Origin of the sequence: Vibrio ostreae (assembly GCF_019226825.1) — a bacterium.
GTDB lineage: Bacteria > Pseudomonadota > Gammaproteobacteria > Enterobacterales > Vibrionaceae > Vibrio > Vibrio ostreae.
This window is the reverse complement of the sequence record NZ_CP076643.1, coordinates 2133626-2148877: the sequence shown is the minus strand read 5'-3', so window position 1 is coordinate 2148877 and position 15252 is coordinate 2133626. Positions and strand designations below refer to the sequence as shown.

Below are 15252 nucleotides of genomic sequence, written 5' to 3'. Positions count from 1 at the left end.
GTTCTGCCCGGTTTAGATCGGATAACGATTTCAACGACCTGACTCGCGTTGGGGCAGTTTGGTAACGAATCCGAAGAATAGCATTACCGGCTGAAATAACAAAAGGGCAGCGTAACAAAGCTGCCCTTTTCCTATAAATATATCACTAATAACCAGAATGTTTCTGGTGACAGATCAGGGCGGAGTCTCGCCCTGAAAGCTGATTAGCGAACCACCAGATAAATGGTGCGTTCACCGCGCTGGATATTGAGCGCCAGTACATTGGGGGTTTTCTCCAGAACTTTACGCAGTTCACCGAGGTTTTTCACCCGTTTGCGGTTCACGCCGATGATGATGTCATCTTTCTCGATCTGATAGTTGGCCGCCGGAGAATCTTTCTCCACGCTGGTCACTTTGACCCCTTCTATCGGATCCTGATCGGTGGTATTGCTTAGCTCAGCACCGGTCAGGCCTTCATGCAGTTTATCCGCCTTGGTCTTAGCGTTGCTCTGTTCACCCAGGGTGACATCGAAGCTGCGCGACTTGCCGTCACGCACGATACCCAGTTCAACGGTTTTGCCTGCGCCAAGGGTGGCGACTTTGGCACGCAGCTCAGCAAAGGTGTCGATCTTCTTGCCGTTGACCGAGGTAATGATGTCTCCGGCTTTGATACCGGCTTTATCCGCGGCGCTGTCCGGCAGCACCTGGCTGACAAATGCGCCTTTACTGGAGTCGTAACCTAGTGCCTCGGCCAGTTCAGAGGTGATCTCGCCACCCTGCACGCCGAGCATACCGCGCTTCACTTCGCCGAATTCGAGGATCTGATCGGTGAGGTTTTTCATCATGTTGGCCGGGATGGCAAAGCCGATGCCGACGTTACCGCCGTTCGGGCCGAGAATCGCGGTGTTGATGCCGATCAGTTCACCATTAAGGTTGACCAGCGCGCCACCGGAGTTACCGCTGTTGATCGCGGCATCGGTCTGGATGAAGTTTTCAAAGTTTTCGATGTTGAGGCCACTGCGGCCCAGCGCCGACACAATACCCGACGTGACGGTCTGACCAAGACCAAACGGGTTACCGATCGCGACGGTAAAATCACCGACCCGCAGCTGGTCGGAATCGGCAATCTTAATTTGGGTCAGATTTTTCGCCTTATCGAGTTTGATCAGGGCGATATCGGCCATCTGGTCGCCGCCAACCAGCTCGGCGTCATACTCACGACCGTCATGCAGCTGGACGCGAATTTTTTCCGCGCCGTTAATGACATGGTAGTTAGTGACCACATAGCCTTTGTCGGCGTTGATGACCACACCGGAGCCGAGGCCACGGAACGGGCGTTCCTGTAATTGTTCAGTCGGGAAGTCAGGGCCAAAGAAGAAACGGAACTGGTCTGGAATACGTTGGCGAGAGACTTGAGTGCCTTCAACCGCAATGCTGACCACGGCCGGAGTGACTTTTTCCAGCATCGGGGCCAGGCTGGGAACCTGTTCTCCGTTGACTGATAAAGGCAGGGCGGCGGAGGCCGGTAGTGGGGCGATGATGGAACTTAAGCTTAGAGACAGGACGGTTAAGGCAAGCAAAGGTTTTTTCATCATAAAACTCCTCATAGATTAACGTCTGGCTATTGTGATATTTGTGTCAGGATCTGACATTTCAACAGGCTCAGTGAGGGTTATGACTCAAAAACATGCGTAAAGTTCATTTACTGCACAGCGATGTTTGCGCGCTAAACGATGTTTAACTAATAAACGATGTGTAAGCACTAAACACGGCATCACCGATAACGCATGCATGACTTAAAAGAAAGCAGCCCTTAAACGAATGCGTCACCGGCCACAAAGGTATGGTGGGCGGTGACGCATGGTGTGGCGCAGATTACCTTCCTACTTGAAGCTGCCGCGGTGCTGGCTGCAACGCCAAGTTGTCTCGGTATAGCAACGTTTATAGAAAACTATGTTTATAGAAAACTATGTTTGTATAAAGCGTATGTTTGTATAAAGCGTATGTATAAAACACGTATAGATAAAACATTGTTTGCAGAAAGCGATATCTCGATAAAACAGTCGCTTCAGCGCACAACCGTTGCGGACGATTAACTCGCTTTGGCACTGACCACTTCAGAAGAGCGGATGATGGCTTTCTCTTCTGGTTTCAGCAGGCCGGTCGCGCCTTGGGCATAATCCTTCGGCGGCTGCTCGAACGTATCGTCACTGCTGGCTGATGAGGTGTCGCTCTCTTTATGCTGGGCAATCTTTTTCACAAACGGATTGTCCTGCTCAGGCAAACTTGGCAGCAGCTCTGAGGAGGTGGCAGCCATGTGCTGGTAAAGTTTGGTGTAATCTTTACCGAGTGTATCCAGCATCTCCGCAGCCTGGGCGAAGTGGTCCGCCAGCTCCTGGCGATGCTGTTCAATTTCAAACTTAGCGCTGTCTAAATCTTTCTGTAGGGTCTTCTGGGACTTATATTGAGGGGTCGTCAGGCGAGCAATTACAATCCCTGCAACGAGTCCTACTAGCAAGCCCACAATGGCATATATCCAAGGCATAACTGCTCCTTATTGTTGTTATTTAACATGTTTTTCACTGGTTGGTTACACATGTTCAAGGGACATGTTACTATGAGACTGTTGGCGGATAAAGCAAAAAGCACACCCTTTAACCGTCAGAATTTACCCCTCATTTTTTTAGCAGACTGTCATGACACCAAAGCAGCGATACGAGCAAGATCTAAAACGATCTGATTTTCAAAGGGATGAAGCGCAGGCGCGCGCGGTTGATGCGTTGGATGCCTTGCATCATCAGGTAATCGATTTCATTAATACCCCAGTGGTACGACCTTCACGCTGGCAAAAGTTACTCGGTAAAAAAGAGGCAGTGCCGAAGCCGCCGCAAGGTCTCTATTTCTGGGGGGGCGTCGGGCGCGGTAAGACCTATCTGATGGATACGTTTTATGAGGCGCTGCCGACCGATAAAAAGATGCGTGTCCACTTCCACCGCTTTATGTATCGGGTACATGATGAACTGAGACAACTGGGTGATGTCGGCGATCCTTTAGAGATCGTGGCAGATAAATTCCGTGATGAGGCGGTGATCATCTGCTTTGATGAATTTTTTGTGTCAGACATCACCGATGCGATGATCCTAGGAACTCTGTTTCAGGCGCTGTTCCTGCGCGGCGTGATCCTGGTCGCCACTTCCAATATTCCGCCGCACGATCTGTATCGCAACGGCTTGCAACGCGCTCGTTTCCTGCCGGCCATCGCCCTGATTGAAGCCAATTGCCATGTGTTGAATGTTGACAGCGGAGTGGATTACCGTTTGCGTACGTTGCAGCAGGCTGAAATTTACCATTATCCGCTTGATGACCAGGCGCGCAGCAATCTGCAGCAATATTACACTCAGTTGGTTGGCCTAGATAAACCTAAAGCGGATCAAATTGAGATCAATCATCGCCGCATTGATGTGCTTGCTGCCAGTGATGGTGTGCTGCATGCCACGTTTGCCCAGTTGTGCCAGACCGCACGCAGCCAGAACGACTATATAGAGATGTCACGTTTGTATCACACGGTGTTGCTTGCGGACGTGGAGCAGATGGGGCGCACCATCGATGACGCGGCACGCCGTTTTATCGCCTTAGTCGATGAATTCTACGAACGGCATGTAAAACTGATAATTTCTGCAGAAGTTGCGCTCGAAGATCTGTATACTGCGGGCCAGCTGGAGTTTGAATTTAAACGTTGTCAGTCAAGGCTGACAGAAATGCAGAGCCATGAATATCTGGCTCGCGAGCATCTCGCGTAATTTATTCCGCTGTACATAGGGCGTCAGCCTGAAAAACATTGGGCGCAAGCCCGAAAAAAGGGCGCAGGGCTTAAAAAAATGAGTTTTTTAAGCAAAAAGAGGTGATTTTTTCTTCTCTCTTCTCTATAATCCTGCGACCCACCGTTACTGCAGGTCTTTTAAAGGCCGAGAGTGCCACCCACTCGAAGGGGTGATGACTGGGCTCTTAGACAGTGGGAGCGTATACGCTCCTTTAAGTGTAAATTTGATTAAACGGGTTATTATTAGCATGAAAACTTTCGTTGCTAAACCAGAAACTGTAAAACGCGACTGGTACGTTGTAGACGCTGAAGGTAAAACTCTTGGCCGTCTAGCAAGTGAAATTGCATCTCGCCTACGTGGCAAACACAAAGCTGAATACACTCCACACGTTGACACTGGTGATTACATCATCATCGTAAACGCGGAGAAAGTTGCTGTAACTGGTAACAAAGCTAAAGACAAGATGTACCACCGTCACACTGAATTCCCAGGTGGCCTTAAGTCAACTAGCTTCGAGAAGCTGATTGAACGTAAGCCAGAGATGGTACTTGAGCTAGCGGTTAAAGGTATGCTTCCAAAAGGTCCTCTAGGCCGTGCTATGTACCGTAAGCTGAAAGTTTACGCAGGCGCTGAGCACAACCACGCTGCTCAACAACCTAAAGTACTAGACATCTAATCGGGGATTTCGGAAATGGCAGAGAATCAATACTACGGCACTGGCCGTCGCAAAAGCTCAGCTGCGCGTGTTTTCATTAAACCAGGCAGCGGCAACATCGTAATCAACAAGCGTAGCCTTGATGAGTACTTCGGTCGTCCAACTTCTCGCATGGTTGTTAAACAGCCTCTAGAGCTAGTTGAGATGGTTGAGAAACTAGACCTTTACATCACTGTTTCTGGTGGTGGTATTTCTGGTCAGGCAGGTGCTATCCGTCACGGTATCACTCGCGCTCTGATGGAATACGATGAGTCTCTACGTCCTGCTCTACGTGCAGCTGGCTACGTTACTCGTGACGCTCGTCGCGTTGAACGTAAGAAAGTTGGTCTGCGTAAAGCACGTCGTCGTCCACAGTTCTCTAAGCGTTAATCTTTTCACTACGAAAAGAGTCTCGCTTTCCAGCCTGGCTGGATTGTGGATCAAAAAGCCCGGTTTTTACCGGGCTTTTTTGTGTCTGTCATTCAGGATTTTCGCTTTAAATTCAGTTTTTTTAGATAGTTAGCAGCTAATTTGTCAGCAAATAGAACTGTTTTCACTCTTCTCCCGCAGTGCAATGCTGCTCTTTCTCACAGCGTCCTTCTGCCGGTTTTCTCACCCTTCTGCTTCTTTTGTGACCTGACGTGCGAAACGCCGCACTGATGTTAGCAAAAGGTAGCTTTATCTTGTCAAAAAGTAGGGTTTTATTTATGCTCACTCATCAAATACATACAATTATAAACGTATTTTGTTAGCCATGCTCTTGAGAGGAATAACAGGAATCCACAAGGAGCAAATGGGAGAATGTCTGGATGAGCAATGTGCCTTTAAATAACGGTCGCAGACGTTTCTTAACCGCTACCACAGCAGTGGTCGGCGGGTTGGGAGCGGCTGCTGTGGCTGTACCTTTTATCAAATCGTGGAACCCAAGTGCCAAGGCGAAAGCCGCCGGCGCCCCGGTCGAAGTTGACATCAGTAAACTCGAAGCGGGGCAAATGGTTCGCGTCGAATGGCGTGGTAAACCGGTCTGGGTTGTACGTCGTTCGCAGTCAATCGTCGATGGCCTTAAACAGCATGATGATCAACTGCGCGATCCAAATTCTGAAGAAGATCAACAACCTGACTACGCACAAAATACCTACCGTTCAATAAAACCTGAATACTTTGTCGCGGTTGGTATCTGTACCCACCTGGGCTGTTCACCTACCTATTTACCGGACTCTTTTAGTGAACAAGTGCAAGGTGTTAAATCGGGTTTCTTCTGTCCTTGTCATGGTTCTAAGTTCGACATGGCGGGCCGTGTATTCCAGGGTGTACCTGCTCCACTCAACCTGGTCATTCCTAAGTACATGTACCTGAGCGATACCCGTATGGTTATCGGTCTTGACGAAACCGGGGAGGCATAATGCAAGCACTACTTGATTGGGTGGAAAAACGCCTGCCCGCGATGAATGCGTACAAAAAGCACCTGTCTGAATACCCGATGCCGAAGAACTTTAACTTTTGGTACCTTTTCGGTTCCTTGGCAATGCTGGTATTGGTGAACCAGATCCTGACCGGTATCTGGCTGACAATGAACTATGTGCCGTCCGGCGAAGGGGCGTTTGCCTCAGTCGAATACATCATGCGTGATGTCGAATACGGCTGGCTGCTGCGTTACATGCACTCGACCGGCGCGTCGGCATTTTTCGTGGTGGTTTACCTGCACATGTTCCGTGGTCTGATCTACGGCTCGTACCAGAAACCGCGCGAGCTGCTGTGGATCTTCGGTATGCTGATCTTCCTGGCGTTGATGGCGGAAGCCTTTATGGGTTACCTGCTGCCATGGGGTCAGATGTCTTACTGGGGCGCACAGGTGATCATTTCTCTGTTTGGTGCTATTCCGGTGATTGGTGACGACCTGACTTTGTGGATCCGTGGTGACTACGTGATCTCCGGTGCGACCCTGAACCGCTTCTTTGCGCTGCACGTGATTGCGCTGCCGATCGTGCTGCTGCTGCTGATTGTACTGCACATTCTGGCGTTGCATGAAGTGGGTTCAAACAACCCGGATGGTATCGAAACCAAGCTGCCAAAAGGCTCGATGGGGGACGATTACCAGAGTCAGTTCAAGTTCCATGAGTACTACACCAAGAAATACGACATTATCGACTCGATTCCTTTCCATCCTTACGGCACGGTAAAAGATCTGGTTGGTGTGGCGGGTTTCTTGTTCCTGTTCTGTTATGTGTTGTTCTTTAATCCAGAGATGGGAGGCTATTTCCTTGAGCCGCCTAACTTTGAAGCGGCTAACCCGCTCAAAACCCCTGAGCACATTGCACCGGTTTGGTATTTCACTCCGTTCTACGCCATTTTGCGTGCGGTACCGGACAAGCTGATTGGTGTTATCGCGATGGGTGCATCGATTGTGGTGCTGTTCCTGTTGCCGTGGCTGGACCGCTGTAAAGTGCGTTCTTACCGCTACCGCAGTAAGTTCCACCTGGTGAACATTATCCAATTTACCATTTGTTTCATTGCCCTGGGTATTCTGGGCGCGCTGCCTGCGACGCCAACTTATACTCTGCTGGCGCGCATCTTTAGTCTGGGTTACTTCATGTTCTTCGTGCTGCTGTTCTTCTACAGTAAAAACGAAGCAACCAAACCATTACCGAAGAGGGTGACATTCAAATGAAAAAATGGATTGTAATTTTGTTTGCCATGCTGCCTTCCCTGGTGATGGCAGCCGGAGCCAATGTACATCTGGACAAAGCGGGTAATGACCTGACTGACAAGGCTTCTTTGCAGCGTGGCGCCAAGCTGTTTATGAACTACTGTTTTGGTTGTCACTCGACTCAGTATCAGCGTTATGAGCGCGTTGCCACTGACTTGGGGATTCCGGCTGACCTGATGAAAGAGAATCTGATTTTTGATCCGCAAACCAAAATTGGTTCGTTGATGGAAAACGCGATTCCGCAAGAGTCCGCGGCCAAGTGGTTCGGCGCGCCGCCTCCGGATCTGACTCTGGTGGCCCGTGTGCGTGGTGTTGACTGGCTGTATACCTACCTGCGTTCTTTCTATGCCGATCCGAGTCGTCCGTTCGGGGTCAACAACATTGTCTTCCCGAGCGTTGGTATGCCGCACGTACTGGAAGAGCTGCAAGGTATTCCGGATCCGGTATTCGGCACCCATATGGTGAACGGTGAAGAAGTGCGTACCGTGGTGGGCACCCAATCACGTGGTAATGGCGAACTGAGCAGCGGCGAATTTGATATGGCAGTGCGTGACCTGGTGAACTTCCTTGAGTATTCCGGTGAGCCGGTCAAGCTCGAGCGTCAGAGCATGGGCTGGTGGGTGATGGCCTTCCTGGTGCTGTTGACCATAGTTGTTGTGCTGCTCAAGAAAGAGTATTGGCGTGATGTGCACTAATTGTGCTATTATGCCGTGCTAATTCTTGATTCATCGAATCATCAATGGAGGCTTAGCCTCCATTGTTTTTTATATTTGTAAGTGTGTGCTGGAGGGCTCCATGGCTGTAGCTGCCAATAAACGTTCTGTGATGACTCTATTTTCTAGTGCGTCAGATATGTATAGCCATCAGGTGCGTATTGTGCTGGCTGAAAAGGGTGTCAGTGTTGAGGTTGAGCTGGTAGACGATAACAATCTGCCTGCAGAACTGCTTGAACTGAACCCATATAAATCAGTACCAACATTGGTTGACCGTGAGCTTGCGCTTTACGACTCAAAAATCATCATGGAATACCTTGATGAGCGTTTTCCTCATCCGCCATTGATGCCTGTCTACCCGGTTGCCCGTGGTAACAGCCGTCTGATGATTTACCGTATCGAACGTAACTGGTATTCACTGGCAGACAAGATCGTGACAGGTAGTGCGGAGGAAGCGGAATCTGCACGTAACGAACTGCGTGGTGAGCTGCTGACTCTGGGGCCGCTCTTTGCTGAATACGAATACTTCATGAGCGAAGAGTTCAGCCTGATCGACTGCTACCTGGCTCCGCTGTTGTGGCGTCTGCCGGTACTGGGCATTGAACTGATCGGCCCGGGTTCTAAAGAGCTGAAGATTTACATGAACCGTGTGTTCGAACGTGATTCATTCCTGGCTTCTCTGACTGAAGCAGAACGCGAGATGCGTCTGTCTCGTTAAGGCCTGAGTAATGGATATCGAGCAAATGACACCGCGCCGGCCATACATGCTTCGGGCATTTTATGACTGGCTGCTGGATAACGAACTGACGCCTCATCTGGTGGTTGATGCCACTCTGCCGGGTGTACGTGTTCCGATGGAATATGTACAGGACGGTCAGATCATTCTTAATGTTGCGCCACGTGCGGTCGGTAACCTGGAACTGGGTAACGACGCGGTCACATTCAGCGCCCGTTTTGGCGGTCGCCCGCATCAGGTTATCGTGCCTATTTACGCGGTACAGGCCATTTATGCCCGTGAGAACGGGGCGGGTACCATGTTTGAGCCTGAAGAGGCTTACATGGAACTGCCGGAAGAAAACCTGCAGGATGAGAGCCCGGCTGAGCCGGCGCTGACCGATGTATCGGTTGCTACGGTTGAGGATGATGGCGAGCAAGCTGGTGACGAGGAAGAAACACCTCGTCCGGCCAAAGGCAAACCAAGCCTGCGTGTGGTGAAATAACCGAAGGGTTATTCGTCATTAGAGTGGCAAGTTAGCCAGCAGAAAATCAAAAAGCAGCGTTATTACGCTGCTTTTTTTATGTCTTGATTTTTATGTCTCGATTTGCGGGCCGGGCATTTTTTTATGCCCGGAGCCTGGGCTAATCTGCGTGAGACACTCAGCGTTTAGTCCGCATACTGAAACGCTTTGATGACCTGAGTAACACCGGAGATATTGCGCGCAACGTCGGTGGCGATAGCAGCATGTTCACGGCTGACATAGCCAAACAGGTACACTTCACTGTCCTCGGTGATCACCGAGACTTTCACCCCGTTGAGTTCACCTTTGGCCAGCAGCGCTGATTTCACCTTAGTGGTGATCCAGCTGTCATTACTGATTTGGCCAAACGAAAGCGGCTCTTTAATTTTGACCTGGTTGTGCAGCTCTTTGACACCTTGCAGCTGCTCGACCTGGCCGACGAACTGGCGCAGCATATCTTCAGTCCGCGACTGACCGATCAGAATCACGGTACCACGGTAGGATTTGGCTGTGATACGCATCTGATACTGGTAAGGCGTTTTATTGGCCAGACCGGTAATGTCGAGCTCCAGATTGTTATCTTTCCAGATCTCTTGCGTGGAGCGCGGATCGGTTGCGATATTGACCGTGGTCGCGGCACCGGCGATAAACAGTCCGGCACATCCCGACAGGGAGACCAGAGCCAGTAAAACAGAAAATAGGCGTAGTGTTTTCATAACTTACTCTTCGTGAGCGGGAAATAAAACCTGATCGATCAAGTCGCACAAACAGTGCAGGGTGACCATGTGCACTTCCTGAATTCGGGCGGTACGGTGCGAAGGAATGCGGATTTCCACATCGTTTTCACCCAGCAGGCCCGCCATCTCGCCGCCGTCTTTGCCGGTCAGCGCGATAATGGTCATGTCACGGGTTACTGCCGCTTCCATCGCTTTGATAATGTTCTGGCTGTTACCACTGGTGGAGATCGCCAGCAGAATGTCACCTGGTTGACCAAATGCGCGCACCTGTTTGGAAAAGATTTCCTGATAGTGGTAGTCGTTAGCGACCGCGGTCAGGGTGGTATTATCAGCGGTCATGGCCATGGCTGGCAGACTCGGGCGTTCAGTTTCGAAACGGTTAATCAGGCAAGAGGTAAACTGCTGCGCGTTTGAGGCTGATCCCCCGTTGCCACAGCACAGGATCTTGTTGCCATTAAGCAGGGTCGCGACCATCGCCTGAGCGGCATGCATGATGGCATCCGGCAGCGCTTCTGCGGCGGCGATTTGAATTTGAATACTTTCGGTAAAACTGTCTTTAATGCTGTCTAGCATCGATTATCCTTCGGTGATTGCATTTTTTATCCAGTCAATCTGGCGTCCGTTATCATGAATGGCCACGACATCGAATCGAAAACTGGTGTGGTCGGCACTCAGGCCTTGTTTGAGCATCCACCAATTTGCCGCTTTGATCAAGCGTGCCTGCTTCTGTCTGGTTACGGTTTCAGCAGCGTGACCGTGGCGCTGGTCATGGCGGTATTTCACTTCAACGAACACCAGGGTGTCATTGTCGCGCATGATCAAATCCAGTTCACCGGCCTTGACCTGAAAGTTTTGCTCAATCAGGAGCAGGCCGTGGCGGCGCAGATAATCTGCCGCCGCCTGTTCATAATTCTGACCTTGCTGACGCCGGTTGACTGGCTTAAGACGGCTAAAGAGCCCCATGGTCAGCCCAGCTGATTTCACGCTGTACAACACAGTTATCGTCAATGCCCAGCACACCGGTCTGCCCCTGGATAGTATAACCTTGGACGACTTTCATCTGCGGAAGTTCAACCATCAGCTGGTACGCATCCATGCCCATTGCCTGTAAACGGCGCTCGGCGTTGGAAGAGTTCGGCCACAGTTTTTCCATCTGCTCGGCAATCTTCTCATCCGGGTGAATCAGCAGTGGAATGTCGCTGTAGCTGACACCGCTCAGATCTTCATACTGGCGACCGCCGCTGTTGCTGGCTGAGTTCGAGAACAGTTTTGGTGGCTGAGTATCCGGGTTAATCGCTACTTCAATGAATGGCTTAATCAGGGTCAGGTCCGCACTATTGGCGACGATATACACGGCGTCGATGTCACGACGACTGCGCGGCTGGCTTTCCATCTTCATGCCCAGCAGGGATTCCATCTGAGCAATATTCTGCTGGCTGTCCTGCAGACCAAACACATTGTTGATGTTGCGTTGTAGCTGACGGCGATCCTGATACTGACTGACCGCGACTTTGTGTTTGCTGTACTGTTTCCACGCCTGGTCAAAGGCTTCAACCACACGCTGGCCGTAGTTGCCTTGCGGGGCCAGAATCAATGGATAGCGGTAGCCTTGATCATACAAATGCTTGGCTGCCTGCTCGACTTCCTGCTCGGGTGACAGGGCGAGGTAACAGGTGTCCGCACCTTCCTCGACCTGATCGGGAATATTGAGTGCCAGGGCCGGGATGGTCTGACCGCGTTGCTGCTGATGTTTCTGCAGTGCTTGGATGTTGTCTTTAATCAGCGGACCGACCACAAAATCAATCTTGTTGTTGATGAGGGTTTTATCGATCGACTCTGGCGTTTCACTGTTGGTATCGATGATGGTCAGCGTTGCTTGCGGATCGCGCTGTTCATCGTTCATCAGTGCCATGATGAAGCCATCGCGGATCTGGTGTGCCGGCTTGGAGAATTTACCACTCAGCGGCAGCAGCAGCGCGGTGTGCTTAGGTTTGACGATTTCCAGGTTAAGGATATCTTCAATTGCCTGCGGGGTATAACGTGCTGCCGGATGATCCGGATTCTCCTGCAGCCATTTTTGCAGGGTATTCTTCAACTGGGGCAGATCGCTGCCCAGCGTTTTGACATACACTGCCAGTTGCAGCCAGCCGTCCAGCACCGCTTCATCGGCACCGGCCGAGAGCTTGGTGATGTCCTGGGCAGAGTAGCGGCTCAGGTTGGTCCAGATTTGGTCGGATAAGGCTTCATACTGCTCGCGATTGACGAAATCATACAGCGCAACCAGCTCGCGGCTGGAGTCAAAGCTGCGATCCTGCGCGGTGAAAATATCGGCCCGCAGCTGGTGGTATTGCTGCCACTGCTGATCGGCCAGTTGCCAGTCGTGGGTAAATTGCAACTGCTTAAGGGCATCGGCGTACTGCCCGGCGTTAAACAGCTGTGCTGCGTGAGTCAGGCGCCATTCCGCCTGCTGCGAATGGCTCAGGGTCTGTTTGGCGAGGCGACGGTTAATCAGGTCGGCCTGCGCGGTGTCGTTTTCTGCCAGTGCTGCTTTCAGCGCCATGATCAACCAGTCGTTTTGCAGGCTGCCTTGACTGCTGTCCGCTTGCATCAAATAGACCTGGGTCGGCAAGCTTGGCTCGTCTGTCAGGTTGACTTTCAACGGTGAGGTTGAGGTCGACGAACAGGCGGCCAGGGTAATTGCTAATGCAACGGGAGTGAGTAAGCGTGGTACACTGCGTCTCTGATGGTTTTTCATAGCCATGAGTTCTTTCGTTAATCCGTGTAAAATTGTCTCTATATTAATCGTTGAAGTGATGGTAAACAAATGACAGATAGCAAAACCTTGCCGACAGAAGTCCCAACTTTATACATAGTTCCGACTCCGATAGGCAATCTAGGGGATATTACCCAACGGGCACTGGATGTGCTGTCAAATGTTGACGTTATCGCCGCAGAAGACACTCGTCACACGGGCAAACTGCTGTCGCACTTCAATATTCAAACGAAGACGTTCGCTCTGCATGATCACAACGAACAGCAAAAAGCTCAAGTATTAGTTGAGAAATTACTGGCCGGGCAATCTATTGCGCTTGTGTCTGATGCCGGGACACCACTCATCAGTGATCCAGGTTACCATTTAGTCAATCAGTGTCGTCAGGCCGGTGTTAAAGTTGTGCCATTACCAGGTGCGTGCGCGGTAATCACCGCGCTGAGTGCCTCGGGTCTGCCATCTGACCGCTTTAGTTTTGAAGGCTTTTTACCAGCGAAGAGTAAGGGCCGTAAGGATAAATTCTTGGAAATCGCTAAAGCCGAACGGACCTGTATCTTTTATGAATCGCCGCACCGGATTACCGAATCCCTGCAGGATATGCTGGAGATCCTCGGCCCGGAGCGTGATGTGGTGCTGGCGCGTGAACTGACCAAAACCTTTGAAACCATTCAGGGGCTGCCGCTCGGCGAGTTGATCGACTGGATTGAAGAAGACGACAACCGCAAACGGGGCGAGATGGTGCTGCTGATCCACGGCTATCGTGATAGTGCTGAAGAGTCGCTGCCGGAAGAAGCGTTGCGCACGCTGGGGATTCTGGTTAAAGAGCTGCCATTGAAAAAAGCGGCCGCCGCCACAGCGGAAATCTACAACCTGAAAAAAGAACGCACTGTATAAGTGGGGGCTGGACAACCTGGGCTAAGCCCACAATGGCACCCAAATCGCTGCAGGAATGACCACTTGGGCTCAATTTTAGCACTAAGTCCGATTCTTCCTAGACAGTGGCGGGCGTTGCCGCTAGAATTCGCGCCTGGAGTTGACTGGGTAGTCGCTGCCTTATTGACGTCCCTTGACCTTGTGTTGGGGAGACTGATAAGGGGGAGGAAAGTCCGGGCTCCATAGAGCAGGGTGCCAGGTAACGCCTGGGGGGCGCAAGCCTACGACAAGTGCAGCAGAGAGAAGACCGCCGATGGCCCGCAAGGGATCAGGTAAGGGTGAAAGGGTGCGGTAAGAGCGCACCGTGCGTCTGGCAACAGTTCGTAGCAGGGTAAACTCCACCCGGAGCAAGACCAAATAGGCTTCCACACAGCGTGGCTCGCGTTAGGAAGCGGGTAGGTTGCTTGAGCCAGTGAGCGATTGCTGGCCTAGACGAATGGCTACTACCGCGCAAGCGGAACAGAACCCGGCTTATACGTCGGCTCCACCTATTCAGGACCCATCATAACGGCAACGTTATGATGGGTTTTTTGCTTTTTACTGACTTAGTCGACCGTAAAACCATTAAACTTAGCGCAATGTCACGTCCTGTATATGCTTATGGGTAGCAGTAGTGCGGGAAATCGGTACACTACTCACAGACACTGACGGGCGTTCCCGCAAAATGAGACCATTATGACTGAATCTTTCCAACATATTTCCGTGCTTCTCCATGAATCGATCGACGGTCTGGCAATTAAGCCGGACGGCACTTATATCGATGGCACCTTTGGTCGTGGCGGGCACAGCCGTACTATTTTGTCCAAACTGGGTCCGAATGGCCGTTTGTTCAGTATTGACCGCGATCCGCAGGCCATCGCCGAAGCAGAGAAGATCGACGATCCGCGCTTTACCATCGTACATGGCCCGTTTTCCGGTATTGCCGAATACGCCGAGCGTTACGATTTAGTCGGTAAGGTCGATGGGGTGCTGTTTGACTTAGGCGTCTCTTCACCGCAGCTGGACGATGCCGAACGTGGTTTCAGTTTTATGAAAGACGGCCCGCTCGACATGCGGATGGACCCGACTTCCGGCCTGCCGGTGTCGGAGTGGCTGCTGCAGGCGGATCTCGATGACATCACCTGGGTGATTCGTGAATTTGGGGAAGACAAGCACGCGCGCCGTATTGCCAAAGCAATTGTTGCTCATCGTGACAACGAAGAAAAAGAGCCGCTGACTCGCACCAGTCATCTGGCTGCGCTGATTTCTGAAGCGGCGCCAAAGAGCTTTAAAGAGAAAAAACATCCGGCGACGCGCACGTTCCAGGCCTTTCGTATCTACATCAACAGTGAACTGGAAGAGATTGATACTGCCCTTAAAGGTGCGGCTTCGATTCTGGCGCCTGAAGGCCGTTTATCTGTGATCAGTTTCCACTCGCTGGAAGATCGCATGGTGAAACGCTTTATCCGTAAAGAGAGTCAGGGCCCGGAAGTGCCGCACGGCCTGCCACTGACCCAGGATCAGATCAAAGCGCTCGGTAGCGCTAATCTGAAAGCGGTCGGTAAGGCGATTAAACCTTCGCAGCAGGAAGTGGAGATGAATCCGCGTTCACGCAGTTCGGTGCTGCGCATTGCAGAAAAACTGTGATGGCCAGCAATCGACCTTCTCATAACCGATAAAC

General features: G+C 51.3%; 15 protein-coding genes, 1 other RNA gene and 1 pseudogene. 11 read left to right on the top strand and 6 right to left on the bottom strand.

The window, feature by feature from the left end:
- Positions 1-203 precede the first annotated feature (203 nt).
- Both KNV97_RS15885 and zapG read right to left on the bottom strand, forming a co-directional pair.
- Positions 204-1571: a Do family serine endopeptidase gene (locus tag KNV97_RS15885; protein ID WP_218563444.1), complete on the bottom strand. Its 1368-nt coding sequence runs from the start codon at positions 1569-1571 to the stop codon at positions 204-206.
- 500 nt (positions 1572-2071) lie between these two features.
- On the bottom strand, positions 2072-2524 hold the full coding sequence (gene zapG, locus KNV97_RS15880) for a Z-ring associated protein ZapG (RefSeq protein WP_136483331.1): 453 nt from the start codon (positions 2522-2524) through the stop codon (positions 2072-2074).
- Positions 2525-2675: 151 nt separating this feature from the next.
- Here zapG and zapE point away from each other — a divergent pair, with 151 nt between their 5' ends.
- From zapE to sspB, 8 genes are all read left to right on the top strand, one after another.
- A complete protein-coding gene (gene zapE, locus KNV97_RS15875) occupies positions 2676-3779 on the top strand; it encodes a cell division protein ZapE (protein ID WP_218562306.1) in 1104 nt (367 codons plus the stop codon).
- Between the two features lie 268 nt (positions 3780-4047).
- Positions 4048-4476 carry a 50S ribosomal protein L13 gene (gene rplM, locus KNV97_RS15870; protein WP_136483333.1) on the top strand — a complete coding sequence of 143 codons (429 nt, stop codon included), beginning with the start codon at positions 4048-4050 and terminating at the stop codon, positions 4474-4476.
- A gap of 15 nt (positions 4477-4491) precedes the next feature.
- Positions 4492-4884 (top strand): 30S ribosomal protein S9, encoded by a 393-nt coding sequence (rpsI, locus tag KNV97_RS15865; RefSeq protein ID WP_136483334.1) that lies wholly within the window; start codon positions 4492-4494, stop codon positions 4882-4884.
- Positions 4885-5303: 419 nt separating this feature from the next.
- The gene (gene petA / locus KNV97_RS15860) at positions 5304-5897 is read left to right on the top strand and encodes a ubiquinol-cytochrome c reductase iron-sulfur subunit (protein ID WP_136483335.1); all 594 of its coding nucleotides are present in this window, start codon (positions 5304-5306) and stop codon (positions 5895-5897) included.
- Positions 5897-7162 (top strand): cytochrome b, encoded by a 1266-nt coding sequence (locus KNV97_RS15855; protein WP_136483336.1) that lies wholly within the window; start codon positions 5897-5899, stop codon positions 7160-7162. The genes petA and KNV97_RS15855 overlap by 1 nt, the downstream gene beginning before the upstream one ends.
- Positions 7159-7896: a cytochrome c1 gene (locus tag KNV97_RS15850; RefSeq protein WP_136483337.1), complete on the top strand. Its 738-nt coding sequence runs from the start codon at positions 7159-7161 to the stop codon at positions 7894-7896. Before KNV97_RS15855 ends, KNV97_RS15850 begins: the two co-directional genes overlap by 4 nt.
- Before the next feature lie 100 nt (positions 7897-7996).
- A complete protein-coding gene (gene sspA, locus KNV97_RS15845; RefSeq protein WP_136483338.1) occupies positions 7997-8632 on the top strand; it encodes a stringent starvation protein SspA in 636 nt (211 codons plus the stop codon).
- A gap of 25 nt (positions 8633-8657) precedes the next feature.
- Entirely contained in the window at positions 8658-9134 is a 477-nt protein-coding gene (gene sspB / locus KNV97_RS15840; RefSeq protein ID WP_136483589.1) for a ClpXP protease specificity-enhancing factor, read from the top strand.
- A gap of 164 nt (positions 9135-9298) precedes the next feature.
- On the opposite strand, the gene KNV97_RS15835 is transcribed toward sspB, so the two are convergent.
- The 4 genes from KNV97_RS15835 to KNV97_RS15820 are packed head-to-tail and all read right to left on the bottom strand — an operon-like array spanning position 9299 to position 12644.
- Positions 9299-9868 (bottom strand): BON domain-containing protein, encoded by a 570-nt coding sequence (locus KNV97_RS15835; protein ID WP_218562305.1) that lies wholly within the window; start codon positions 9866-9868, stop codon positions 9299-9301.
- A 3-nt stretch (positions 9869-9871) separates the two neighbouring features.
- Entirely contained in the window at positions 9872-10462 is a 591-nt protein-coding gene (locus tag KNV97_RS15830; RefSeq protein WP_136483340.1) for a phosphoheptose isomerase, read from the bottom strand.
- 3 nt (positions 10463-10465) lie between these two features.
- Positions 10466-10852: a YraN family protein gene (locus tag KNV97_RS15825; protein WP_136483590.1), complete on the bottom strand. Its 387-nt coding sequence runs from the start codon at positions 10850-10852 to the stop codon at positions 10466-10468.
- Entirely contained in the window at positions 10839-12644 is a 1806-nt protein-coding gene (locus tag KNV97_RS15820; RefSeq protein WP_218563443.1) for a penicillin-binding protein activator, read from the bottom strand. The genes KNV97_RS15825 and KNV97_RS15820 overlap by 14 nt, the downstream gene beginning before the upstream one ends.
- A 69-nt stretch (positions 12645-12713) precedes the next feature.
- On the opposite strand from KNV97_RS15820, the pseudogene rsmI reads away from it, so the two are divergent.
- The 3 genes and pseudogenes from rsmI to rsmH all read left to right on the top strand — a co-directional run bounded on the left by rsmI (position 12714) and on the right by rsmH (position 15218).
- A pseudogene (rsmI, locus tag KNV97_RS15815) lies at positions 12714-13578 on the top strand (16S rRNA (cytidine(1402)-2'-O)-methyltransferase).
- Between the two features lie 110 nt (positions 13579-13688).
- Positions 13689-14082, top strand: an RNA gene (gene rnpB / locus KNV97_RS15810) — RNase P RNA component class A.
- A 185-nt stretch (positions 14083-14267) separates the two neighbouring features.
- A complete protein-coding gene (rsmH, locus tag KNV97_RS15805; protein WP_136483343.1) occupies positions 14268-15218 on the top strand; it encodes a 16S rRNA (cytosine(1402)-N(4))-methyltransferase RsmH in 951 nt (316 codons plus the stop codon).
- The last annotated feature ends 34 nt before the right edge of the window (positions 15219-15252 follow it).

Excerpts from the sequence above, each read along its gene's own strand:
- KNV97_RS15885 (WP_218563444.1), bottom strand. The coding sequence starts at position 1,571 with ATGAAAAAACCTTTGCTTGCCTTAACCGTCCTGTCTCTAAGCTTAAGT.
- zapG (WP_136483331.1), bottom strand. The coding sequence starts at position 2,524 with ATGCCTTGGATATATGCCATTGTGGGCTTGCTAGTAGGACTCGTTGCA.
- zapE (WP_218562306.1), top strand. The coding sequence starts at position 2,676 with ATGACACCAAAGCAGCGATACGAGCAAGATCTAAAACGATCTGATTTT.
- rplM (WP_136483333.1), top strand. The coding sequence starts at position 4,048 with ATGAAAACTTTCGTTGCTAAACCAGAAACTGTAAAACGCGACTGGTAC.
- rpsI (WP_136483334.1), top strand. The coding sequence starts at position 4,492 with ATGGCAGAGAATCAATACTACGGCACTGGCCGTCGCAAAAGCTCAGCT.
- petA (WP_136483335.1), top strand. The coding sequence starts at position 5,304 with ATGAGCAATGTGCCTTTAAATAACGGTCGCAGACGTTTCTTAACCGCT.
- KNV97_RS15855 (WP_136483336.1), top strand. The coding sequence starts at position 5,897 with ATGCAAGCACTACTTGATTGGGTGGAAAAACGCCTGCCCGCGATGAAT.
- KNV97_RS15850 (WP_136483337.1), top strand. The coding sequence starts at position 7,159 with ATGAAAAAATGGATTGTAATTTTGTTTGCCATGCTGCCTTCCCTGGTG.
- sspA (WP_136483338.1), top strand. The coding sequence starts at position 7,997 with ATGGCTGTAGCTGCCAATAAACGTTCTGTGATGACTCTATTTTCTAGT.
- sspB (WP_136483589.1), top strand. The coding sequence starts at position 8,658 with ATGACACCGCGCCGGCCATACATGCTTCGGGCATTTTATGACTGGCTG.
- KNV97_RS15835 (WP_218562305.1), bottom strand. The coding sequence starts at position 9,868 with ATGAAAACACTACGCCTATTTTCTGTTTTACTGGCTCTGGTCTCCCTG.
- KNV97_RS15830 (WP_136483340.1), bottom strand. The coding sequence starts at position 10,462 with ATGCTAGACAGCATTAAAGACAGTTTTACCGAAAGTATTCAAATTCAA.
- KNV97_RS15825 (WP_136483590.1), bottom strand. The coding sequence starts at position 10,852 with ATGGGGCTCTTTAGCCGTCTTAAGCCAGTCAACCGGCGTCAGCAAGGT.
- KNV97_RS15820 (WP_218563443.1), bottom strand. The coding sequence starts at position 12,644 with ATGAAAAACCATCAGAGACGCAGTGTACCACGCTTACTCACTCCCGTT.
- rsmH (WP_136483343.1), top strand. The coding sequence starts at position 14,268 with ATGACTGAATCTTTCCAACATATTTCCGTGCTTCTCCATGAATCGATC.